This window comes from Allobosea sp. TAF32 (assembly GCF_052113585.1).
Classification (GTDB): Bacteria; Pseudomonadota; Alphaproteobacteria; order Rhizobiales; family Beijerinckiaceae; genus Allobosea.
Genome location: NZ_JBFRDM010000005.1, coordinates 62,419 through 85,104 on the forward strand (window position 1 = coordinate 62,419; position 22,686 = coordinate 85,104).

The 22,686-nt window shown below is 66.7% G+C and carries 20 protein-coding genes; 4 read left to right on the forward strand and 16 right to left on the reverse strand.

Annotation, left to right across the window (positions count from 1 at the left end; translation table 11 throughout):
* Nucleotides 1–10: 10 nt before the first annotated feature.
* The 10 genes from AB4Z16_RS12090 to AB4Z16_RS12135 all read right to left on the reverse strand — a co-directional run bounded on the left by AB4Z16_RS12090 (nucleotide 11) and on the right by AB4Z16_RS12135 (nucleotide 11,043).
* Entirely contained in the window at nucleotides 11–940 is a 930-nt protein-coding gene (locus AB4Z16_RS12090; protein WP_441511593.1) for a nucleoside hydrolase, read from the reverse strand.
* 152 nt (nucleotides 941–1,092) lie between these two features.
* Nucleotides 1,093–1,857: an ATP-binding cassette domain-containing protein gene (locus AB4Z16_RS12095; RefSeq protein WP_441511594.1), complete on the reverse strand. Its 765-nt coding sequence runs from the start codon at nucleotides 1,855–1,857 to the stop codon at nucleotides 1,093–1,095.
* A gap of 159 nt (nucleotides 1,858–2,016) precedes the next feature.
* Nucleotides 2,017–2,976 carry a sugar ABC transporter substrate-binding protein gene (locus AB4Z16_RS12100; protein WP_441511595.1) on the reverse strand — a complete coding sequence of 320 codons (960 nt, stop codon included), beginning with the start codon at nucleotides 2,974–2,976 and terminating at the stop codon, nucleotides 2,017–2,019.
* A gap of 32 nt (nucleotides 2,977–3,008) precedes the next feature.
* Nucleotides 3,009–3,965, reverse strand: coding sequence for an ABC transporter permease (locus AB4Z16_RS12105; RefSeq protein ID WP_441511596.1), 957 nt, complete (start codon nucleotides 3,963–3,965; stop codon nucleotides 3,009–3,011).
* 1 nt (nucleotide 3,966) lies between these two features.
* Nucleotides 3,967–4,761, reverse strand: coding sequence for an SDR family NAD(P)-dependent oxidoreductase (locus AB4Z16_RS12110; RefSeq protein ID WP_441511597.1), 795 nt, complete (start codon nucleotides 4,759–4,761; stop codon nucleotides 3,967–3,969).
* Between the two features lie 30 nt (nucleotides 4,762–4,791).
* On the reverse strand, nucleotides 4,792–6,318 hold the full coding sequence (locus tag AB4Z16_RS12115; protein WP_441511598.1) for a xylulokinase: 1,527 nt from the start codon (nucleotides 6,316–6,318) through the stop codon (nucleotides 4,792–4,794).
* Between the two features lie 167 nt (nucleotides 6,319–6,485).
* Complete coding sequence (locus tag AB4Z16_RS12120) at nucleotides 6,486–7,496, reverse strand: Gfo/Idh/MocA family protein (RefSeq protein ID WP_441511599.1); 1,011 nt, start codon at nucleotides 7,494–7,496, stop codon at nucleotides 6,486–6,488.
* 12 nt (nucleotides 7,497–7,508) lie between these two features.
* Nucleotides 7,509–8,531: a Gfo/Idh/MocA family protein gene (locus AB4Z16_RS12125; protein ID WP_441511600.1), complete on the reverse strand. Its 1,023-nt coding sequence runs from the start codon at nucleotides 8,529–8,531 to the stop codon at nucleotides 7,509–7,511.
* 2 nt (nucleotides 8,532–8,533) lie between these two features.
* Complete coding sequence (locus AB4Z16_RS12130; protein WP_441511601.1) at nucleotides 8,534–9,709, reverse strand: extracellular solute-binding protein; 1,176 nt, start codon at nucleotides 9,707–9,709, stop codon at nucleotides 8,534–8,536.
* A 149-nt stretch (nucleotides 9,710–9,858) separates the two neighbouring features.
* The gene (locus tag AB4Z16_RS12135; RefSeq protein WP_441511602.1) at nucleotides 9,859–11,043 is read right to left on the reverse strand and encodes an ROK family transcriptional regulator; all 1,185 of its coding nucleotides are present in this window, start codon (nucleotides 11,041–11,043) and stop codon (nucleotides 9,859–9,861) included.
* Between the two features lie 125 nt (nucleotides 11,044–11,168).
* Between AB4Z16_RS12135 and AB4Z16_RS12140 the strand changes: the two genes are divergently transcribed.
* Genes AB4Z16_RS12140 through AB4Z16_RS12150 form a run of 3 tightly spaced genes read left to right on the forward strand, consistent with a single transcriptional unit; the run spans nucleotide 11,169 to nucleotide 14,168 of the window.
* Nucleotides 11,169–11,906, forward strand: coding sequence for a glucosamine-6-phosphate deaminase (locus tag AB4Z16_RS12140; RefSeq protein ID WP_441511603.1), 738 nt, complete (start codon nucleotides 11,169–11,171; stop codon nucleotides 11,904–11,906).
* A 2-nt stretch (nucleotides 11,907–11,908) separates the two neighbouring features.
* Nucleotides 11,909–12,943, forward strand: coding sequence for an N-acetylglucosamine-6-phosphate deacetylase (locus AB4Z16_RS12145; protein WP_441511604.1), 1,035 nt, complete (start codon nucleotides 11,909–11,911; stop codon nucleotides 12,941–12,943).
* Between the two features lie 31 nt (nucleotides 12,944–12,974).
* Nucleotides 12,975–14,168 (forward strand): extracellular solute-binding protein, encoded by a 1,194-nt coding sequence (locus AB4Z16_RS12150; protein ID WP_441511605.1) that lies wholly within the window; start codon nucleotides 12,975–12,977, stop codon nucleotides 14,166–14,168.
* A gap of 105 nt (nucleotides 14,169–14,273) precedes the next feature.
* On the opposite strand, the gene AB4Z16_RS12155 is transcribed toward AB4Z16_RS12150, so the two are convergent.
* Genes AB4Z16_RS12155 through AB4Z16_RS12175 form a run of 5 tightly spaced genes read right to left on the reverse strand, consistent with a single transcriptional unit; the run spans nucleotide 14,274 to nucleotide 20,318 of the window.
* Nucleotides 14,274–15,992, reverse strand: coding sequence for an ABC transporter ATP-binding protein (locus AB4Z16_RS12155; protein WP_441511606.1), 1,719 nt, complete (start codon nucleotides 15,990–15,992; stop codon nucleotides 14,274–14,276).
* Nucleotides 15,989–16,807, reverse strand: coding sequence for an ABC transporter permease (locus tag AB4Z16_RS12160; RefSeq protein ID WP_441511862.1), 819 nt, complete (start codon nucleotides 16,805–16,807; stop codon nucleotides 15,989–15,991). Before AB4Z16_RS12160 ends, AB4Z16_RS12155 begins: the two co-directional genes overlap by 4 nt.
* A gap of 50 nt (nucleotides 16,808–16,857) precedes the next feature.
* Nucleotides 16,858–17,802 (reverse strand): ABC transporter permease, encoded by a 945-nt coding sequence (locus AB4Z16_RS12165; RefSeq protein ID WP_441511607.1) that lies wholly within the window; start codon nucleotides 17,800–17,802, stop codon nucleotides 16,858–16,860.
* A 60-nt stretch (nucleotides 17,803–17,862) separates the two neighbouring features.
* Nucleotides 17,863–19,404, reverse strand: coding sequence for an ABC transporter substrate-binding protein (locus AB4Z16_RS12170; RefSeq protein WP_441511608.1), 1,542 nt, complete (start codon nucleotides 19,402–19,404; stop codon nucleotides 17,863–17,865).
* 29 nt (nucleotides 19,405–19,433) lie between these two features.
* Nucleotides 19,434–20,318: an alpha/beta hydrolase family protein gene (locus tag AB4Z16_RS12175; protein ID WP_441511609.1), complete on the reverse strand. Its 885-nt coding sequence runs from the start codon at nucleotides 20,316–20,318 to the stop codon at nucleotides 19,434–19,436.
* Nucleotides 20,319–20,425: 107 nt separating this feature from the next.
* Between AB4Z16_RS12175 and AB4Z16_RS12180 the strand changes: the two genes are divergently transcribed.
* Complete coding sequence (locus AB4Z16_RS12180) at nucleotides 20,426–21,091, forward strand: GntR family transcriptional regulator (RefSeq protein ID WP_441511610.1); 666 nt, start codon at nucleotides 20,426–20,428, stop codon at nucleotides 21,089–21,091.
* A 19-nt stretch (nucleotides 21,092–21,110) separates the two neighbouring features.
* Here AB4Z16_RS12180 and AB4Z16_RS12185 read toward each other — a convergent pair whose 3' ends face one another.
* Complete coding sequence (locus AB4Z16_RS12185) at nucleotides 21,111–22,652, reverse strand: ABC transporter substrate-binding protein (protein WP_441511611.1); 1,542 nt, start codon at nucleotides 22,650–22,652, stop codon at nucleotides 21,111–21,113.
* Nucleotides 22,653–22,686 lie beyond the last annotated feature (34 nt).

A 22,686-nucleotide genomic window follows, 5' to 3' on the forward strand; every position in this document is an offset into this window, starting at 1 on the left:
GGGCGATCCTTCAGGGCAGGGTGGCTAGCCGTTCGATCATCCGTTCGAACAGCTCCTGGGCTTTCACGGACGCGACGACGTGGGCGCTGGGCTCGCGCTTGAGGCGGCCATTCCAGTCGATGGTGGTACGTCCGCGCAGGGGCCCGTCATCGGTTTCCACCGTGACGAAGCAGTCGCGCCCCTCGAAGAGCTCCGGCCAGAGCAGATAGGCGATGACGCAGGGGTCGTGCATCGGATGACCGTCGCTGCCGAGCCCGCCGGGGCGCGGGCGGGTCAGCATGCCGTGGACAGAACGGCCGGCGGCGTTGCCGAGCGCGCCGATGCGGGCGATCTGGGCGTGGCTGGCGATGGCCTGCAGGGTGACGCCCAGGCCGAACATCACGATCGGCCGGCCGCAGCCGAAGACGATCGCCGCTGCATGCGGGTCGACATGGACGTTGAATTCGGCGGCCGGCGTGATGTTGCCGAGTCCGATGGCGCCACCCATCAGGACGATACGCTTGACCTTGGGCAGGATGTCCGGCGCGAGCCGGAAAGCCAGTGCGAGATTCGTCAGCGGCCCGAGCGGGCATAGCGTGATGCCATCCGGGGGAGCCGCTCGGCAGAGATCGATGATGGCCTGCACGGCATGGCCAGGTGCCGCCTCGCTCGTGGGTGCGGGAAGGCCCGCGCCCGCAAGGCCATCCGGGCCGCAAACGAATTCGGCCGTTTCGAGCGAGAAGACGAGCGGTCCCTCGGCCCCACGATAGACCGGGATGTCGCGGCGCTTGCCGAGGTCGCGGATACGCAGGGCGTTCGCCGTCGTCTGCCCAACCGGGACATTGCCGGCGACGGTGGTGATCGCCTTGAGGTCCATTTCACTCGGGCTGGCGAAAGCGAGCAGCAAGGCGACGGCATCGTCCTGCCCCGGATCGGTGTCGATGATGATCGGTTCGTGCATACCCATTTCCACCAACTCAGCCCTCATCCTGAGGAGCCGCGCAGCGGCGTCTCGAAGGATGCTCCAGATGGTTCCCGAGCCTCCCGAAACATCCTTCGAGACGCGGGCTGTGCCCGCTCCTCTGGATGAGGGCTGAGAAAGGGAGTCTCATCTCAGGCCGCCTTGGCGTTGCCGGCCATGATCATATGGGCGATGTCGTCCGCGGCGAGATCGCCGAGCGGCCGGTCGACGTATTTGCGGCCGGCGCCCATGATCACGACCCGGTCGGCCAATGCCACGACGTCGCGCATGTTGTGGCTGATCAGGATGACGGTGCGCCCGTCGGCCTTGAGCTTGCGGATGAGGTCGAGGACGAGCGCGCTCTCCTTGACGCCGAGCGCAGCGGTCGGCTCGTCCATGATGATGATCTCGGCGTTCCAGCGTAGCGCCCGGGAGATCGCGACCGCCTGGCGCTGGCCGCCCGAGAGCCGTTCGACGGGCCGGGTCATATCGGTGACGGCGGCGGAGAGCTGCGAGAGATAGCGCTGCGACTCCGCGATCATCCTCTTCTTGTCGAGCACGCGCAGGAAGGGCAGCAGCACCGGCTTGGTCAGCTCGGAGCCCATGAAGACGTTCTGGGCGATGGAGAGGCGCGGTGCGAGCGCGAGGTCCTGATAGATCGTCGCGACGCCGTTCTCCAGCGCATCATGCGGCGAGCTGAAGGTGACTGGCTTGCCGCGCAGGCTGATCGTGCCGCTCGTCGCCTCCTCGGCGCCGGAGATCACCTTGATCAGGCTCGACTTGCCGGCGCCGTTGTCGCCGCAGAGCGCCACGACCTCGCCCGGGAAGATGTCGAGATCGACGTCGCTGACGGCGACGACCGGGCCGTAGCTCTTGCCGATGCCGCGCAGCGAGAGGAGAGGGGTAGGAGTGGTCATTCCGGTCATGGCTTCAGCGCTTGTCATGAGTCCGAATGGTTGGCGCCACGGCATGCTCGCCCTTGTGGCGAGCATCCACGTCTTGAACATGGTCTTCGATCACGGAAGACGTGGATGGCCGGGACAAGCCCGACCATGACGCGGAAAGGGCGCACGCCCTCACTTCTTCAGGAACTGCTGGACGTTGTTCTTGTCGACCAGTACGGCTTCGGTGAAGAGATAGGGGCCAGAGGTGATGCTCTCCTTCGGCTTCTTCTCGACAACGATCGCCTGGATCGCGTCGACCGCCTGCTTGCCCATCTCCTCGAAGGGGATCGCGACCGTGGCGACGAAGGTCGAGGCGGGATCGGCGATGCGTTCATAGCTCTCCTTGCCGCCATCGACGGAGATCAGCGGGATCTGGCCCTTCTTCACGCCCTGAGCCTGCAGCAGGTCGTCGATGATGTAGGCCTGGCCGTCGAACGAGGCCCAGATGCCGTTGATCTTGCCCTGATTCTGCAGCAGCAGCGCCTGCATGCCGGCGCGGACGTCGTCGCGCCAGCTCTGGGTGCGGGCCATCGAGAACTTGCCGAGTTCCTTCACCGCCTGGTTCTCGGCGAGCACGGCATCGAGCAGCCGGCCGCGGATGCGCGAGGCGACGTTGAGATCGAAGCGGGCCGAGACGATGTTGCCCTGGTAGCCGAGCTGGCCGAGCAGATAGAGCGCGGCGTCGGCGCCGACCTTGTACTCGTTGGTCTGGATGTCGAAGAGCGCATGCGGGCTCGCACCGGACTGCACGGTGATGACCGGGATCTTGGCGTCCTTCGCGGCCTTGAACTGGGCGTCGGCCTCGACCGGCTTGCCCATGGCGATGATGATGGCGTCGACCTTCTTGGCGATCAGCGCATCGAACTGCTCGGCGTGCTTGGGCAGCGCGCCTTCCGAGTTCAGCAGCGTGACGTTCCAGCCCTTGGCCTTGGCGGCGGCGGCCGCGGCATTGGCGACACGCGCATGCGTCTCCGACGAGAACTGGAAGCCGATGATGCCGACCTCGAAGGCTTCAGCCGACTGGCCGAGCGCGACGAGCGCGGCGGCGGCCACCAGCATCTTCCTCAGGCCGAACCCATTCTTGCCGAACATGTGAACTCTCCCCTGTTGTTGTTCTGTGTCGCCTAGACCTTGAATGCCGCCTTCTTCATCGCGCTCGCCGAGAAGGCGACCGAGCCGATGATGATCGCGCCGAGCACGATGTCCTGAATGTAGTAGGGCGCGCCGAGCAGCACCAAGCCGTTGCCGAGCACCTTCAGCACCAGCGCCGCAAAGACCGTGCCGGGCACGTTGGGCTTGCCGGGATCGAACATGGTCATGCCGAGCAGCACGGCGGCGATGGCATAGAGCAGATAATCGCCCGCCATATTCGGGGCAGCCGAGGACAGGTTGGCGGCGAGGAGCACGGCCATGATGCTGGCGAAGACCCCGGCGAGCAGCAGGCCGATGCGCTTCATCCGGGCCGTGGCGATGCCGGCGAGCCGCGCCGCCTCGTCCGCCTCGCCGGTCGCGACCATATGGGCGCCGGTCCGCGTCCATTTGACGAGACCCCAGGCGAAGAGCGTGGCGCCGGCCATCCAGAGCACGAGATTGGGAATGCCGAAGGTGTAGCCGCGGGCGAGCCCGGTGAATCCGACCGGCCAGCGGCCGACGAAAGCGACGCCCTGGGTGATCATGAAGGCGAGGCCCTTGGCGATGGCGGCGGTGCCGAGCGTCATGATCAGGGAGGGGATGCGCAGAACGGTGACGCCGTAGCCGTTCAGCGAGCCCAGCACGATGCCGACGCCGAGCGCTGCCGCCACCGCAACGGCCGGCGGGTACTGGAGCTGCACCAACCAGCCGCAGACGACGGCGGCGAGGCTGGCCATTTCCGCGACGGAGAGGTCGAGTTCAGCCACGGTGAAGGCGAGCGCGAAGCCGAGCGCGAGGATGGCGAGGAAGCTCGTATCCTTGAGGACGTTGACGATGTTGGTGGCGCTGGCGAAGTTCTGCGCAAAGATCAGGAAGAACAGGATCAGCGCCAGGCCGGCGATCGCCGTGCCATAGCGCCCGATCAGTTCGCGTGGGTCGATGCGGCCCAACTCAGGCTCCCCTGGCGATGGTGGAGATCGGCTGGAGTATCTCGATGCCGCCGGTGATCGGGATCAGGGCGCCGGTGACGAAGGCGGCGCCGTCCGAAAGCAGGAATGCGATCACGTTGGCGACATCCTCGGGCCGTCCCAGCCTCTCCAGCGGCGTGCGCACCGCCGCACCCTCGACCAGCGCATTGAACTGCTGCGCGAATCCGTTTCTCACCATTGGCGTATCGATGATGCCGGGCGCAACCGCATTGACGCGAATGCCATGCCGGCCGAGCTGCTGGGCCATGCCATAGGTCAGCGTCGCGACGCCGCCCTTGGCCGAGCCATAAGCGAGATTGGCGCCGCCATTGCTGTGGGCGATCGAGGAAATATGGACGATCGCACCGCCCTCACCCTGGGCGATTATCCGGCGCGCGGCGGCTTTGGAGATGCGGAACACTGCCGAGAGATTGACGTCGACCAGTTGGTCCCACTCCTCGTCCTCCATTTCGACCATAGGCACCGGCCGCGAGGCGCCGGCGCCGGTGACGAGATGGTCGAGCCGGCCGAATTTCGACACGGCGAGATCGACGAGGGCCCGGGCGAGATCGCGCTCGCGAACATCGCCGGCGAGCGTCACCGCTTCGCCGCCGGCTGCCGCGACGTCCGCCGCCACTGCGTCGAGTCCAGGCTGGTCGAGACCGGAGAGTACCAGCCTGTGGCCAGCACGTGCGAGGGTTACGGCAAGCGCGCCGACGATGCCTCCCGAGGCGCCGGTCAGGAGCGTGACGGGAGCGCTTTGCTTCGGGCTGTTCATGGCGGGTCGCGTCGGCATGGGGAAGCGTTCTTACGGGGTCGATTTCGGGTCGGTAAGGCCGGGCAACGCAGCCGAGGTCTGCGCCAGCGCCGTAAGGTCAGCCGAGATCGCGGCGAGCGCTTCCTCGCTGCGGCGATAGAGGCGGTAGAGCGCGTCATAGGCTGCGCGCCGGGCGGGATCCGGTTCGTAGCGGCTGGCGATCTCGACCAGCGCATCCTGGGCCGCTTCCAGCGAAGCGAAGCGCCCGAGCCCTGTCCAGGCGATGATCGCGGCGCCGAGCAGACCGGGTTCCCTGGCACGGCCGACCACGATGGGGCGGTCGCAGAGATCGGCCTTGATCTGTGCCCAGACCGGATTGGCCGCCGCGCCGCCGCCGAAACGGATCTCGCCGACGCGGCTGCCGAGCGCCGCTTCTGCCCGCTCCAGAACGAGGCGATTTTGGCAGGCGACACCTTCCAGCACGGCATAGGCGAGGTCGGTCGGCCCATGCCGACGGCCGAGCCCGATGAAGGCGCCGCGCAGGTTCGGGTTCCAGTAGGGCACGCGTTCGCCCTGCAGATAAGGCAGGAAGATGACGGGCTGGGGATGACGCTCGCCGGCGAGCAGGCGATCGATGCTGCCGCCGACGCTATCCGAACCGCCGAGCAGATCGACCAGCCAGGCGGCTGTGTCGGCGCCGTTCTGGCTGGGGCCGCCGAGATGCCAGAGGCCGCGCCAGTCGACGGTGATGAGGCCCTCGGCCTCGGCCTGTTCCGGACCGAGCACGCCGAGCACCTCGGTCGTGCCGGAAATGTTGTAGGCATAGCCCGTGCGCAGGGCGCCAAGCCCGGCCACTGCTGCCCAGGTGTCGTTGCAACCGCAGAAGACCGGAATACCGGCAAGCCGATCGAATGGCGCGGGCAAGCCGGCCCGAACGGGATCGACGGCGTCGCAGGGTTCGAGGATCGTCGGGATCACCGCCGGCGACAGGCCGATGGCGTCGAGCGCCGAGGCCTCGTCGTGCGTTTCCGCGCAGGTGATAAGCCGCGCCATCGAAACCGGGTCGCTCGCCTGGCGGCCGGTCAGGCGGAAGTTCAGATAGTCCTTCGGTTCGAGCACGCGGGCGAGAGCGCGAAAATTCTCCGGCTCCGCTTCCGCCAGCCAGGCGAGCCGCGCGAGCGGATGGAAGGCGTTGATGCGCGGGGCTTCCGGATGGCTGCCGAGTGCTTCCCGAAGCTTCGTTGCGACCGCGTCCGAGCGGGCATCCTTCCAGGTCAATGCCGGGCGAAGCTCGCTGCCGTCATGGCCCAGGAAGATCTGCGTGCGCGTGACGCCGCAGATCGCGATGGCTTCGATCCGCGCGAAAAGATCGGGCTCCTGCCGCGCGAGCTCGCCGGCGGTCTCGAGGAGGAGCGTCCACCAGCCCTCGGCCGCGACCTGCGAATGCCCGAGGCGATCGTCGAGAGCGGGACCGGCGGCGGCGCTTTCGGCCAAAACCGCGCCATTCGGATCGATCAGCGCGGCGCGGAAGCTGCTGCCGCCGAGGTCGCAGGCGAGGACGACGCTGATCTGCTGCATGAGGATAGAACCACACCCGTCATTCCGGACAAGCCGCGTTGGCGGCGTCGATCCGGAAACCGCCGACGGGCTCCGGTGCTCTACGATGGATTCCGGGTCAAGCCCGGAAGGACGGCGGTCGGGTCATCGGCAGCCAAATCGCGCCGAAGTCAAGGAGGCGGACGCCGTCAGGCCGCACCGCGTGCAGCCTTGAGGATGTCGTCGACGAGGCGTTGCGACGCCAGCGCTTCCTCGCCGGTGACGACCGGGTCGTGGCCTTGTTCTATCGCGTCGAGGAAATCGGCGATGACGGCGCGATGGGCGTCGTGTGGGAAGTCCATGATATTGGCGCCGCTGCCGGTCGAGCCCTCGGCTTCGACGATCTCCTCGCGCCCGTCGAGAAAGGCGAGGCGCAGCCGCCCGCCGATCAGGGCGGCAAAGCCCTTGGAGCCGGTGATCTCGATGCGCTCGGGATAGCCGGGATAGGCGGCGGTGGTCGTGACCAGCGTGGCGGGGGCGCCGTTGCCGGTCTCCAGAAGGGCGGAGACGTAGTCCTCGGTCTCCATGCGGTGGAGGGCAGTGGTCCGGGATTGAGCCGCGACGACCCTGGAGACGCCGACCAGCGAGCGAAACAGGTCGAGCGAGTGGATCGCTTGGGTCAGCAATACGCCGCCGCCGTCGCGGGCGAGCGTGCCGCGGCCGGGCTCGTCATAGTAGCTCTGCGGGCGCCACCAGGGCACGGCGAGGAAAGCGGCCTCGATGGTACCGAGTTCGCCCGATTGTAGCGCGGTCTTGAGGCGCAGGCTGGCGGGGCGGAAGCGATGCTGCAGCACGACGCCGAAGGTCCTGCCTGTCCGGCGGGCGGTGTCGACGAGGCGCTGGCCGCGCTCGCTCGTCAATTCGAGCGGCTTCTCGACGAGAACATGCTTGCCGGCTTCGAGACACAGGGCGGAAACGTCGAGATGGCTGCTCGGCGGCGTCAGCACGATGGCGGCGTCAACCGCAGGATCGGTCAGAACGGCGTCGAGATCGGTGGTCGTCGGAAAGGGAAACTGGCCGGCGTAGGCCTTGGCCCGATCGGGCGTCCGGCTCACCGCCCAGCAAACATCCGCACGGTCGGCGAGATCGAGAAGGCTTTTGGAGTGCGGCTGGGCGGCGGGGCCGAGCCCGATCACGGCGATACCGAGTTTGCGTCTCATGTCAGGCGATCCTCAGGCACGAGCAGCAGGTTTCGCGGGCAGCCAGGCGGCCTTGGCCTGGGCTTCCAGCGCGAGCCTGCAGACGGTGAAGGCGTGCCGCTGGCTCATCGCGGTTTCGCTGCGGGCGCCGATGTCGGCGATCAGGTCGCGGAAATAGGTCAGCGGCTCGCGCGAGGCGTCGATGTGGCGGGTGCCATTCTTGTCGACGAGAAAGACGTGGTCGGTGCCGGGGCGGCCGGCGATGTCGACATATTTGCGCAGTTCGATCGTGCCTTCGGTGCCGAGGATGGTGAGGCGGCCGTCGCCCCAGGTCGGCAGGCCGTCGGCGGTGAACCAGTCGACGCGGATATAGCCGCCGGCCCTGTCGCTGCGCAGCAGGACCTCGCCGAAATCCTCGAAATCCGGCAGATCGGGGCCGCCGAAATGGCCGACACCTGAGGCCACGATCTCTGCATCATTCGAGCCGGTGAAATGCAGGAACTGGTCGATCTGGTGCGAGGCGATGTCGGTGAGGATGCCGCCGAAGTGGCTGTTATCGAAGAACCAGCCGGGTCGGATCGCGCGGTTGAGGCGGTGCGGGCCCATGCCCAGCGTCTGGACGACGCGGCCGATTGCCCCATCGGCAATCAATTTGCCAGCTATGATCGTTGCGGGAACGATGAAGCGCTCGGAGAAGCAGATCGAGAAGATGCGGCCGGTCTCGGCGACCGCCTTTTCCACGGCGCCGAACTGGTCGAAGCTGGTGACGCCGGGCTTGTCGACCATCACGTCCTTACCGGCCCGCATGGCGCGGATGGCGATGGCGGCCCGGTCCGCCGGCACGGCGGCGCAGACGATCAGCTCGACCGACGGGTCGTCGATCAGTTGGTCGGCCGTGCTTTCCGGCAGATCCTGGAAGCGCTCGCGGAAGCCGGCGAGGACGCGCTCGTCGCTGGTCGCGGGATCGAAGCCGACGCAGGTCGCGCCGGCTTCGAGGAGACCGCCGACCATATGGTAGATATGGCGGTGGTCGAGGCCGATGGCGGCGAAGCGCATGGCTATTGCGGCGCCCCGTGGCCGACGCCGATCTCCTGGTCCCAGCGCCGGAAAGCAGCGACGAGGCGCTCCGGGGTCAGCGGCGGCTTGGTCGGCAGGCTGGTGATCAGCCCGTCATATTCCGGCCGGCCATATTCGGCGAGGACATCGCGGCTTTCCTGCGGCGCCATGGCGAGGGTCACGCCCTTCACGGCGGGGCCGGGATAGAAATAGCCCTTGTCGTAGGTCACGGCCTGTGCCTCCGGCTTGAGCATATGGGCCATCAGCGCGACGAGGGCCGGCATCTTGTCGGCCGTCACGCCCCTTGGGATGCACATGAACTGGGTGTCCGGGATCCAGTGCGTGTTGGCGAGCACGAAGACCTTGGCCTCCTTCGGCACGATGCCGAGGACGCGCGGGTTGATGTCCCAGCCCAGCGTCGAGACGATGACGTCGCGGGTGCCTTCGCCAAGCTCCTTCATCGTCGCGGCGGTGCCGCCCGGATAGTAGTCGATGCCGGTGCCGAGCTCCTTGAGATAGGCCCAGCTCTTGTCCCACCCCTTCATCGGGTCGGTGGGGTCGGCGTCGCCGAGGATATAGGGCAGGCCCTGCAGCCAGGTCCAGCCGGGGCCGGAATTGACGGGGCGGGCATAGGTGAAGCGCTTCGGGTTCTGCTTGACGTAGGCCAGCAGGTCCTCGGCGGTCTTCGGAACCGCCTTGAGACGCTCCGGCGCATATTCGAAAAGCGGGCCGGAGGGGGAGTAGACGACCGCGACGCCCTCGTTCTGGCCGAAGTTGCGCTGCATCATCAGCGCCTGCTCGTGATAGACTTCCTCCGGCTTCGGCAGGTCCTTGGCGTGGGATTTCCAGACATCGACCCAGAGCCCCTGCTGGATGCCGTCCGACATGGCGCCGGGGCCGGTCAGCACGAGGTCGATATCGACGCGGTTGGCCGCCTGCTGCGCCTTCAGCTTGGCCGGCAGCTCCGGCGAGGGCGCGCGCGAGAAGTTCAGCCGCGAGATCAGCTTCGGATTCTCTTTGGCGAAGCGCTCGATGGCGACCTGCGTCAGCTGCAGATTGCCGGCGACGTCGATGATGTTAAGCGCAACCGGAGCGCTCTGTGCCAGCGCGCCGCCGGCTTTCAATGCGGTAAGGCCGGCCGCTCCGGCCATGACGGTTCGGCGTGTCGGATGGTTCATGGTCTCTCCCTGGGGTTTGGCTCTCTTTTGGCGTGCCATGATCGGCATCAGGAGCTCTTGCCTGGGATACTAGTGCACCACGTTGTGGCACGCCAGCGCATTCGCTGGCATGGGCGGCACCATTTCGGAGCATGCGATGAACGGGCGGATCAGACTTGTTCGAGGAGGAGCGACTCCGCCGCGCGGCTGAGCAGCGGCGAGGCCGCGCCGTGGATCTCGTAAAGGTGGCTGGCGGCCGCGCCGGAGAGGTCCGGGACGGCGAAGCCGTCCATCGTGCCTTCCGCCCGGAACAGCGTGTTGAACCGGGCCCAGAGCTGCGGGTTGGCGGAGAAGGGACCGCTCACCGCGATGCGGGCGGGAAAGAGCAGGCGACAGGCATTGGCGAGCGCGCGGGCGAGCAGCTGCGCTGCCATGTCGATTTCCGGCAAGGACAGGAGGTCCAGCCCGGCAAGCTGCCGTGCAAGCCGGATCTCATCCTGATCGAGATCGGGCCAGTGCCGGCGCAGCGCCGGGAGCAGTGACCAGAGCGCGGCGCCGGTTTCGAGGCAGGCGGTGTTGCCGCAGCCGCAAGGGCGATCTTGCAGCGCGGCGAGCCGCCAATGCCCGATTTCGCCGAAGGAGCCGGTCGGTGCGAAGGGCTCGCCGTCCACCGCATAGGCGAGCCCGACGCCCCAACCCCAGTGCAGCAGGATGGTGCCGCCCGTGAAATTCTCAGGCTCGCGGGCGGCCCGGGCGCGCAGTTCGGCGTCGAGATTGCGGCAGACCGTGACGGGTCCGGCGACGGGGGCGAGGATCGAGGCGATGTCGAGCCCACGCATGCGCGGCCAGCGCGAGGCTAGCAGCCATTGGCCCTGCATCAGGTCGATCAGGCCGGAGAGCGAGACGGCGGTGCCGGCGTGGCTCATGCCCGGCGGCATCGCGTCGAGGAGGTCTCGCGCCAGTTCCGCCATCGCCGCGGCGATGGCGGCGTTGTCGGCATCGCTCGCAATGGGGCGGCGGCGTTCGGCGACGAGATAACCATTCAGATCAACCAGCGCGCCGGACAGCGATTGGCTGGAGACATAGATCACGGAGGCGCCGATGCGGCGGGTATGGGCGACGAGGATCGCGGGAGGACGGCCGCGCCCGCTTGCTTCGCCGACCGTCTCTATGACGAGGCGGCGGGCGATGAGCTCGCCGACGACGCGGGAGACACTGGTCGAGCGGAGCTGGAGGATGCGGGCGATATCGGCACGGGAATGGGCCTCGCCGTTCAGGATCAGCCGGTAGATGCGGGCGCAGTCCCGGTCATGGGCAAGCGCAAGGCGGCTTTCGTCGATCGTCAGCAGGGACAAGGCAGGCTCTATTCAGAACAGTTGCGTTCAAAATTAAACGTTGCGTTTCAGCCGAAGCTTCATAAGCTCGGTAGCAGAATATCGGAAATTTTTTGACGGAAAAGGTTCAAAAATAGATGATCGAGATGCATGTTGCCTCTGACAAAGACGGGCTCGGCCGGCAGGCGGCAGCGCTCGGCGCGCAGGCGATCCGCGAGGAGCTTGCCCGCCATGGCGAAGCGACGATCATCGTAGCGACCGGGGCGAGCCAGTTCGAGATGCTGAAACATCTCGTCGCGGCTGAGGGCATCGACTGGTCGAAGGTCACGGCCTTCCATCTCGACGAATATGTGGGCTTGAGCGAGAGCCACCCGGCGAGCTTCCGCCGCTATCTGCGCGAGCGCTTCATGGCGCCGCTCAAGAACGCACCGACCTTCATCCCCGTCGATGGTGAGGGCGATGCCGCGGCGGCGGTGAAGCAGCTCAACGCGCTGATCGCCGGCAAGCGCATCGCCGTTTGCTTCGCGGGGATCGGCGAGAACTGCCACCTCGCCTTCAACGATCCGCCGGCCGATTTCGACGCGGAAGAGCCCTATCTCATCGTGAATCTCGACGATGCCTGTCGGCAGCAGCAATTCGGCGAGGGCTGGTTCCCGAGCTTCGCGGACGTGCCGCAGCAGGCGATCTCGATGAGCATCCGCCAGATCCTGAAGAGCGAATTGATCGTCCTCTCCGTCTCCGACACGCGCAAGGCCGAGGCGACCAAGGCCGCGCTGGAGGGGCCGGTCAGCAACCTGGCGCCGGCCTCCATCCTCCAGACGCACAAGCGCACGGTGCTGTTTATCGATCCGCCGGCCGCGTCGCTGCTGAGCCGGAAGGGCTGACGATGCGCACGCCCGGTCTGGTCGATCTCCAGGTCAACGGCTTCGCCGGGGTGGATTTCAACTCCGGCACGATCACGGCTGATGAGCTCGACCGGGCGCTGGAGGCGATGCTGGCGACGGGTGTGACCACCTGCCTGCCGACGATCATCACTGCGCATCCGCATGAGCTGGAAGAGCGCTTCCGCGCGCTCGACGCGGCGGTGAGCGGCAGCCGGCTCGGGCCGCTGATGTGCCCGGGCTACCACCTCGAAGGCCCGTTCCTCAACCCGTCCGCCGGCTATTCCGGCTGCCATCCGCCGGAGGCGATGACGGCAGCAACGGCCGAACTGGTCGCGCATCTTGACCAGCTACTGTCGCGGCCGATCCTGATGGTGACGCTGGCGCCGGAGGTCGAGGGCGGCGTCGCGCTCGCCGGTCAACTTGCTCGCATGGGCAAGGTCGTTGCCATCGGCCATTCCGCCGCCGATTTCGGGACCGTCGCCGCCGCCGCCGATGCGGGCGCGACGCTCTCGACCCATCTCGGCAACGGCCTGCCGCAACAGATGCACAAGCTCGTCAATCCGCTCTTCGCGCAGCTCGCCGAGGATCGGTTGATGGCCGGTTTCATCGCTGATGGCATCCATATCCATCCGAAGGCGCTGAGGAGCCTGATCCGGGCCAAGGGTTTCGAACGCTCGATCCTTGTCACCGATGCGGTGGTCGCGGCGGGCGCCGCGCCCGGCCGCTACAGCTTCGCTGGCATGCCGGTCGATCTCGCCGCGGACGGCTCGGTGCGCCAGCCGGGCGGCGCTTCGCTGGCGGGTTCGGCGCTCAAGCTCGACGATGCCGTGCGCAATCTCGTGGCCTGGGGGATTGCCTCGCCCGAGGAAGCGATCGCCATGGCCTCGACCCATGCGCTTGCCTGCATCGCCGGGGCGCTGGTCGCCGCTGGCATCACCTTGCCGGAGAACGCGATCGAATGGTCGCCGGAACTCCGCATCCGCAGCGTGCGCATCGGCAACGAGCGCCGCGATTTCGCCGCCGGGGCGGCAGCCTGACGACCTCACCAACAAGCAAGAGGGGAAAACAATGAGCGAATTCTCGAAAGGCGTCGATCGCCGCAACGTCCTGGGCGGTCTCGGCGCGCTGACCATCGGAGGAAGCGGCGCCTTCGCCGCCGCGCCGCCGCTGCCCTCGGCCCCGGTCGGCATCAACATCATCGATGTCGGCGGTGCTCTGGCGCTGATGCAGCAGGCCTTCGACGACTACCGCAACGCCAATCCCAAGCTGGTCTCGCGCATCACCTATGTGAAGGCGCCGGCACCGGAGCTGGCGAGCAAGATCAAGGCACAGCAGGATGCCGGCCGCGCCGATCTCGACCTCGTGCTGACCGGCTCGGATGGGCTGGCGGCGGGCCTCGAGCAGAATCTCTGGCTCAAGATCTTCCCCGATTTCGCCGAGAAATTCCCCAACATCGAGCAGAACTACGAGCCGGCGGCTCTCAACCTGCACAAGGTGCAGGGTGCCGGCTTCGGCACGGTGGTGAACTACTATCCGTCCGGCCCGCTGCTCGAATACATGCCGGATCGCGTCAAGCAGGTTCCGACCACGGCCGAGGAGCTGCTGGCCTGGGCCAAGGCCAATCCCAACAAGTTCATGTATGCGCGCCCGACCAACTCAGGCCCCGGCCGCACCTTCATGATGGGCCTGCCCTATATCCTCGGCGACAAGGACCCGCAGGACCCGGTCAATGGCTGGGACAAGACCTGGGCCTATCTGCAGGAGCTCGGCGAGCATATCGAATACTATCCGGCCGGCACCGGCGCGACGATGAAGGAGTTCGGCGACGGCTCGCGCGACATCATCATCTCGACCACTGGTTGGGACATCAACCCGCGCGCGCTCGGCATCGTGCCGAAGGAAGCGAAGATCCAGACGCTGAAGGGCTTCCACTGGGTCTCGGACGCCTTCTTCATGTGCGTGCCGAAGGGGATCCCGAACGATCGCCTCGCCGTCGTGCTCGACATCATGGCGCATGTGCTGACGCCGAAGATGCAGGCCTATTCCTACGACGAGGGCTATCTCTATCCGGGGCCGGCGGTGAAGGATGTGCCGCTCTCCCTGGCGCCGAAGCGGAGCCAGGAGGTGATCGCGGAGTTCGGCCGGCCGGAATATGCCGATCTCATCGCCAAGAACCCGATCGAGCTGCCGCTGAAGCCCGACAAGATGGTCGTCGCCTTCCGCAAATGGGACGAGCTGGTCGGCGCCAAGCGCAAGCGCTGACGGAACGTACGATCAACTCTCGCTCCGTGGAGCGAGAGAGGCCCGGAAGCCATCGCACGGTGCCGCCACCGACGATGGATTCCGGGCCGTTTCCGTTGCGGGGAATCAGGCCGGGATCGGAGCTTCGGCCTCGCCGAGCCTCCAGAAGAGCCGGACACCGCCGTCGCCAGTGCTTTCGAGGCCGGGCACCGCGGCGAGGAGCTTGCGGGTATAGGCGTGCTGCGGATTGTCGAAGATGTCGTCGCGGGGGCCTTCCTCGACGATGCGGCCATCCTGCATGACGATGACCCGGTCGGCGACCTGCTCGACCACGCCGAGATCATGGCTGATGAACAGGCAGGAGAAGCCGTGCTTCTTCTGGAGTTCGTCGAAGAGCTCGAGCACCTGCGCGCGGACGGTGACGTCGAGCGCCGAGACCGGCTCGTCGGCGATGACGAAGCTCGGGCGGCGCACGATCGCGCGGGCGATCGCGATGCGCTGGCGCTGGCCGCCGGAGAGCTCGTGCGGATAGCGCTCGGCGAAGCCGTCCTTCAGGCCGACCTCGGTCAGAACCTCGGCGACGCGCGCCTTCCGGTCGGCCGGGGTCATGTCCGGCACCAGGCGCAGCGGCTCGGCCACGAGCTGTTGAATCGTCATGCGCGGGTCGAGCGAGGAGTAGGGGTCCTGGAACACCATCTGGCAGTTGAGCCGGTAGTCCCAATAGGCCGTATCGCTCTTCGTGATCGGCTTGCCGTTGAAGCGGATCTCGCCGCCGGCCGGCTTGACCAGGCCCGCGATCGACTGGCCGAGCGTGGTCTTGCCCGAGCCGGACCCACCGACCACGGCGACGACCTCGCCCGGCTTCACGTCGAGGCTGATGCCGTGTAGCGCCCGCTTCGCCTGCTCCTTGCGGAAGAAGCCCTGCCGACCGGGATATTCGACGACGAGGTCGCGCACCGCCACGATCGGCGTCTTGGCCACAGGCAGCAATCGCGCCGGCAGTCGATGCGGCATCGCCGAGAGCAGCTTGCGGGTATAGGGGTGCTGCGGCCGGGCGAGCAGGTCCTCGGCCTTGCCCTGCTCGACCACATCGCCCTGGCACATCACGACGATGCGGCTGCAATAGCGCGCGACCATGCCGAGATCATGCGAGATCAAGAGCACGGCGGTGTTGTTGGCCTGGGTCAATTCGACCATCAGCTCCATCACGTCGCGCTGCACGACGGCGTCGAGCGCCGTCGTCGGCTCGTCGGCCAGCAGCAGGGCGGGCTTCAGCAGCATCACCGAGGCCAGCATGATGCGCTGGCGCATTCCGCCGGAGAACTGGTGCGGATAGGCGGCGAGCGCGCCCTCCGGATCGCGCAGGCCGACGCGCCTGAGCATGTCGAGGATCAGCGCGCGGCGGGCGGGTGCGTCGAGCTTGCGATGCAGCGCCAGGCCCTCGTCGAGCTGGCGGCCGATCAGCATCGACGGGTTGAGCGAGGTCATCGGCTCCTGGAAGACCATGCCGACTTTGGCGCCGCGCATGGCGCGCAGATCCTTGCCCGACATCGCCATCACATCTTGCCCGTCGAAGCGGATCGTGCCGGAGGTGAGCGCGACCGCGGGCGGGATGAAGCCCATCACGGCCCGGGCGGCCAGCGTCTTGCCCGAGCCGGATTCGCCGACGATGCCGACGATCTCGCCAGGGAAGACCTGGAAGGAGACGTCGTTGACGACGGTGCGGCCGGAGCCGCCGATCTTCAATGTGAGATTGGCGACATCGAGAAGCGGGGCAGCGGTCTTGCTCGACGCGTTTTCTTGACGCGAACCGGGGTCCACTGCGCTTGAAGACGCTTTGGTCATCGCGAGCCCCTCATCCGCGGGTCGAGCTTGTCGCGCACGGCGTCGCCGAGCAGGTTGATGCCGAGCAGGGTCAGCGAGATGCACAGGCCCGGAAAGATGCCGAGCCAGACCGCCTGCCCGATATAGGGGCGCGATCCCGCCAGCATGTTGCCCCAGGTCGGCGCCGGCGGCGGCACGCCGAGGCCGAGGAAGGAGAGCGCGCTTTCCGCCAGCAGGACATAGCCGAACATCGAGGTCGCGAGCACGGTCAGCGGCGCGATGCAGTTCGGCAGGATGTGGCGGGCCATGGTGAAGGCTTCGGAATTGCCCATGACGCGGGAGGCCGCGATGAACTCGCGCTCGCGCAGCGAGAGCACGGCACCGCGCACGACGCGGGCGACCGAGGGCGTGTAGGCGATGCCGAGCGCGACGATGATGCCGTATTTGTTGGCACCGACGACGGCCAGTAGACCGAGTGCCAGCAGGATGCCGGGGAAGGCGAGCAGCGCGTCGTTGAAGGCCATGATGATGCGGTCGGTCCAGCCGCGCATATAGCCGGAGAACAGGCCGATCAGCGTGCCCAGCACGACCGCGAGCGTAACGGTGAGCAGGCTGATCCAGACCGAGGTCGCGGCGCCCGCCATCAGGCGCGAGAGCACGTCGCGGCCGAACTCGTCGGTGCCGAGCCAGTGGAGGGCGCTCGGCGCCGCCAGCTTCTCGCGGAAGGAGAGCTTGAGCGGATCGTAGGGCGTCCACAGCGCGCCGGTGCCGGCAGTCGCGAGCAGGATGCCGATCAGCGTGCCGCCGACGATCGCGTTGGGAGCCGGGAGTTTCATGCGGCTGGCCTTCTTCGCGGAGCCGCCGGTGCTCATGGTGCTGTCACTGCTCATTGCGCGGTCACCCTTGGATCGAAGACCGGGTAGCAGAGGTCGATGACGAGGTTCACCAGCACATAGGTGAAGGCGACGAAGAGCATGCAGCCCTGGATCACCGGGTAGTCGCGGGCGAAGATCGCATCGACGAGCAGGCGCCCGAGGCCTGGGATGGTGAAGACGGTCTCGACCACCGCGATGCCGCCGAGCAAATTGCCGAGCACGAGGCCGATCAGCGTCCAGGTCGGGCCGAAGGCGTTCTTGAAGGCATGGCGCCAGAGCACGGCGCTCTCGGAGAGGCCCTTGGCGCGGGCGTGGGTGATGTAGTCCAGCCGGAGCACCTCGAGCGTCGAGGCGCGGGCCATGCGCAGGATCACGCCGATCTCGTGCACGAACAGCGTCATGATCGGCATGATCAGATAGAGGATGCCGGCCCAGGGGTTCTCGGCGATCGCGACATAGCCGACGACCGGCAGCCATTCGAGCTTGAGGCCGAAGAACAGCAGCAGCAGCAGGCCGAGCCAGAAAGTGGGGATCGAGAGCAGCAGCGTCGCGGTGGCGACGAGGCCGAGATCAACCGGCGTGTCCTGCTTCCAGGCGGCGATCACGCCGGCCGGCACCGCGACGAGGCTCGCCAGCAGCACCGCGACGAGCACGATCTGGGCGCTGACGGCGAAGCGCTGCAGGATCAGCGGCAGAACCGCCTGCTGCGACGAGATCGACTGGCCGAAATCGCCGGTCAGCACCTTGCCGAACCAGATGCCGAACTGCGCCGGCAGGCTCTGGTCGAGGCCGAGCCGGGCCCGCAGATCGGCGAGGCTTGCCGGCGTCGCCAGATCGCCCAGCATCAGCTGCGCGGGGTCGCCAGGAATCAGGCGGATCAGGACGAAGACCGAGACTGCCACGATCAGCAGCGTCGGCAACGCCATTGCGATCCGCGTCAGCGCGAAACGAAACATCGAAGGCCCTCCCAAGCCTCAATACCGGCCCCGGCCAAAGCCAGGGCCGGAGGCGCCCCCTTACTTGGCGACGCCAACCTCCCAGAGCCGCAGCTGCGACGCCCACGGCGTCACACCGGTCAGGCGCTTGGAATGGGCGATGATGTCGAGGTCGTTATGGGTGAAGATGGTCGGCACCTGGTCGATGAAGCGCTTGTGCAGCTCATCGAAGAGCTTCTGGCGCTCGGCCGGGTCGGTCACAACCATCGACTTGTCGATCAGGGCGAGCGCTTCCGGGTCTTCCCAGACCTTGCGCGGCTGCTTGTCCTTCGGGCCGGCGATCTGCTCGAATCCGAGAGCGGGGTCGAAGCGGCTCGAATAGGAAAAGGCCTGCATCTGGTAGTTGCCCTTGTTGTAGCGGTCGAGCTGCGTCGCCCATTCCAGCACTTCGATCTCGGCGTTGATGCCCGCCGCCTGCATCATTGCCTGGGCGATGACGGCGGTGTTGAAGCTCGGCACGCTGGAGCGCTTGTTGGCGAGGATGACGATCTTCTCACCCTTGTAGCCGGCCTTCTGGAGCAGGGCCTTGGCCGCGGCGGGATCGTATTTGAAGCCCTGCTTCTCGACGTCGCCATAGTATTTCGAGGTCGTGTAGACCGGCGAGTTGTTGGGCTTGCCGAGGCCGTTGGAGACGTTGGCGACGAGTTCGGGGAAGTCGATCGCGGCGGCGATCGCCTGGCGCAGAGCCTGGTTCTTCATCACCGGATCACGGGTCTGGATGATGAGGCTGTGCCGGACCGGGTTAGGCGCGATTGCGAGCGCGACGTTGGGTGCGCCCTTGAGGTCGGGCACATCGGATTCCGGCATCAGCGCCATGTCGAGCGAACCTGCAAGCAAACCCGCCTTCACTGTCGCCGCGTCGGGGATGACCATGAAGCGCGCTTCCTTCACCAGCGGCCGCTTCGAGCCGATATAGCCGTCGCGCTTGTCGCCCTTCGGCGAGGTGTACTGGTCGAAAGCGAGGAGCTGGACCGACTGGGCGCGCTTCCATTCGCCGAGCATGAAGGGGCCGGTGCCGATCGGCTTGTCCCAATTGCCGTCGGCCTTCACCGAATCCTTGTGGATCACGGCCGTGCCGCCGCAATCTGCCCGGGTCAGCGTGTCGAGGAAGAGGCCGTTCGGCGCGTTGAGCTCCATGACGAAGGTGTTGGCATCCGGGGCCGTGGCCGAGACGACCTTGAGGCCGTTGCGCCCGTCGAAATCGGACAGGCAGCGCCAATCGGTCTTCGGGTCCATGTAGCGGTTCCAGCTCCACAGCACATCGGCCGAGGTCATCGTGGCACCGTTGTGGAACTTCACGCCGTTGCGCAGGCGGAAGGTATAGGTCTTGCCGTCGGGCGAGAGGTCGACCTTCTCGGCCAGCAGCGGGCCGACCGAGCCGTCCTCGGCATAGCCGACGAGGCCCTCGACGATATGCAGCACGACCGCGTCGGTATTGCCGTCCCGGTTCACACCGGGGTTGGTTGAGCGGATGTCGGCATTGAGCACGGCGGTCAGCGTCTGGGCCTGCAGGGCGCCGGCCGTGAGGGCGAGCGTAGCGGCGGAGACAAGGAGGCGCTTCATGATGGTTCCCCTGTTGTCGTTGTGATCGTTCAGCCGGCCTTGCGGGCGGCGCGGATGCGGCGGAGTTCGCCGGCGAAGAAATCCTCGACGACCGGCACGACCTTGACCCCGTCATGCGGCGTGTTCGGCACGAGGTCGAGGCGCGCGGCGATGCCGTTCTCCGCGAAGTTGTCGCGCAGCTTAGCCAGACGCTCCGGGCGGGTGGCGCCGGCATGGTTGGCGTCGGGCATCCAGTTGCGGCCGCCCGGCTTGTGGGTGATCTCCCAGGTCTCGAGATCGGCGGCGCCGACCACCATCTGGACCGCGACCTTCTGCATTGCGGGGATGTCGAGTTCCTGGCCGAAGAGCTCGGCGAAGTCGCGCGTGCCGACCCACCAGTCGCGGGTCGGATCGAGCAAGGTCACCGAACCCGGCGCGCCGATCGAGACGCCCCAGAGCTTGTTCGGCTGGAGCATCAGGAAGCGATGGGCGAAGTGCCCGCCGCCGGAATAGCCGAACAGGCCGAAGCGGTCGAAGGCGATGCCATAGCGCTCGGAAACCTCCTCGACGATGGCGAGCAGCACATGGTCGTAACGGAGATTGCCCTCGCGCATGTATTTGAAGCCGTCGCGATAGCCGTCGCCCATCACGCCGATCGGGAAGAGCGGCGCCAGGATGATGCAGTTGTTCCAGCGCGCGAAGGCGGAGAAGGCGTCGCGATAGCCGGTGAAGCCGCGACCGGTGCCGTGCATAGCGACGATCAGCTCGGGCTTCTCGCCGCCTTCGCCGAGGCTCGGCGGGACATAGAGGCAATAGGGGAAGCGCGGATCGTACTTCGCGGCGTAGATCGAGGTCGGTCCGTATTCGTAGAGCGCCTTGGCGCGCGCGGCCGCCTCGATTTCCGGCTTAGCGGTCTGTTCTGCCACGGCGCTCACGGGCTCTCTCCTCTGGCGAAATTATTGGCGCCAATTTTGTTGCATGTTATGGTTGGCTTCGCAACCAACTTCTGTCGCGCCGCCCGAATCCTGCTAGAGAGCCAACCATGACGTCCCAGCGGAAACGCGAAAACGCCGGCACCCGGCGGGCCATCCTCGCCAACGAGATCGCGCAGGCGATCCGGCTGCGCGCATTCCGGCCGGGCGAGTGGCTGCGCCAAATCGACCTGGAGGAACGCTTCCAGGCGACGCGCTTCGACGTGCGCAGCGCGCTCGACGAGCTCGCCGTGCGGAAGACGATCGAGCATGTCCCCAACCGGGGCTATCGCGTCGCCGAAGTCGATATGAAGACCTACAGGGAGATCCAGGCAACGCGGATCGTTCTGGAGACGGCGGCGGCGGACGGCATCGCCGCGCGTATTGACACGGCGGCGGTCGCGCGCTTGACCGAGGCCGCGGAACGATTCTCCGCCGTTGTGCTCACCGGCAGCCGCACCGAGCAGAGCGAGATCAACCGTGCCTTCCATCAACTGCTCTATTCCTTCTGCGGCAATGCCGTGCTGGAGGAGATGATCTGGGGGCTGCGCGACCGCGAGCGCGGCACGCAGATGACGGTCTGGAGCTCGCATGAATCGCTCCTGCGCAGCGACCGCGAGCACTATGCGATGATCGAGGCCCTGAAGGCCGGGGATGCGCCGCGCCTCGCCAAGGTGATCGCGGACCACATATTGACGGGCGGCACACGCGGGCTGGCGGCAGCGGCGCCGGGCTGATCGCCTCGCCCCGCAAGGTTCACTTGGCGATGCCGACCTCCCAGAGGCGCGGCTTGGAGGCGACCCAGGGGGAAAAGCCCTGCAGGCGCTTGGAGACCACCGCCGTATCGACCTGGTTGTAGAGGAAGACCAGCGGCGCATCGGCCAGCATCATCACATGCAACTGGTCGAAGATCTTCTTCCGCTCGGCCTCGTCATTGACCAGCGTCGCCTTCTCGATGAGGGCGTTGGCCTGTGCATTGTCCCAGACCTTCGAGGGCAGTTTGTCCTTCGGGCCGGAGAACTGATTGTAGCTCTGGGCGGGGTCGATGCGGGCGGAATAGCTGAAGGACATCATCTGGTAGTTGCCCTTCGAGAACCGGTCGAGCTGCGTCGCCCATTCGAGGATCTCGATCTCGGCCTTGATACCGGCGGCCTGCAGCATCGCCTGCGCCATGATCGCGACGGGATAGCTCGGCACGGTCGAGCGCTTGTTGGCGATCAGCCTGATCGTCTCACCCTTGTAGCCGGCTTCGGCGAGCAGCTTTCTGGTGCGGGCGGGGTCGTGGCTGTATCGCTTCTTCTGGACGTCGTCATAGAAGGGCGAGGTAATGTAGACCGCCGAGTTGTTGGTCCTGCCCAGGCCGTTCGAGGCGGCGCCGACGATCTCGTCGAGATCGAGTGCGGAGACGATCGCCTGGCGCATGCGCACATCGCTCAGAACCGGGTCGCGGGTCTGGAGCAGGATCGTGTGCTTGGTGGCGCTCGGCGCGGTCAGCACCTGCAGGCCGCTCTTCTTCATCTCCGGCACGTCCTCGTCCGGCACGTCGGCGACATCCAGCGCTCCCGACATCAGCCCAGCCTTGACGGTCGCGCCATCGGCGATCGCGAGGAACTTGATCTCCTGCGCAAGCGGGCGCTTGGAGCCGACATAGCCGTCGCGCTTGTCTCCAACAGGCGAGACGTAACTGTCGAAGCGCTTGAGCAGGACGAATTCGCCGCGGCGCCAGTCTGCGAGCTGGAACGGTCCGGTGCCGATCGGCTTGTCCCAGCCGCCATCGGCCTTGACGGAGTCCTTGTTGATGATCGCGACCATCGCGCAGTCCGTGCGGGCCATGGTGTCGAGGAAGAGCGCGCTCGGCTTCTCCAGCTTCATCACGAAGGTGCTGGCATCCGGGGCGGTCGCTTCGGTGACTTTGAGGCCGAGGCGGCCGTCGAATTCAGGCTTGCAGCGCCAGTCCGTCTTCGGGTCCATGTAGCGGTTCCAGCTCCACAGCGCGTCGGCTGAGGTCATCTCGGCGCCGTTGTGAAACTTCACGCCCTTGCGCAGGTGGAAGGTGTAGGTCAGCCCATCCGGCGAGATCTCGATCTTCTCGGCGAGCAGCGGCGCGACGGCGCCATTCTCGCGATACCCGACCAGGCCCTCGACCATGTGCAGCACCACGGCGTCGGTGTTGTCGTCGCGGTTGACGCCCGGATTGGTCGAACGGATGTCGGCATTGAGCGCGACATTGATCGTTTGCGCCTGGACCGCGCCGCCGATGAGCGCGAGTGCGAGAGCAGGCGCCGAAATGCGGATCATTCTCGTTCCCCTTGCCGTTATGCCGTCAGGGCAC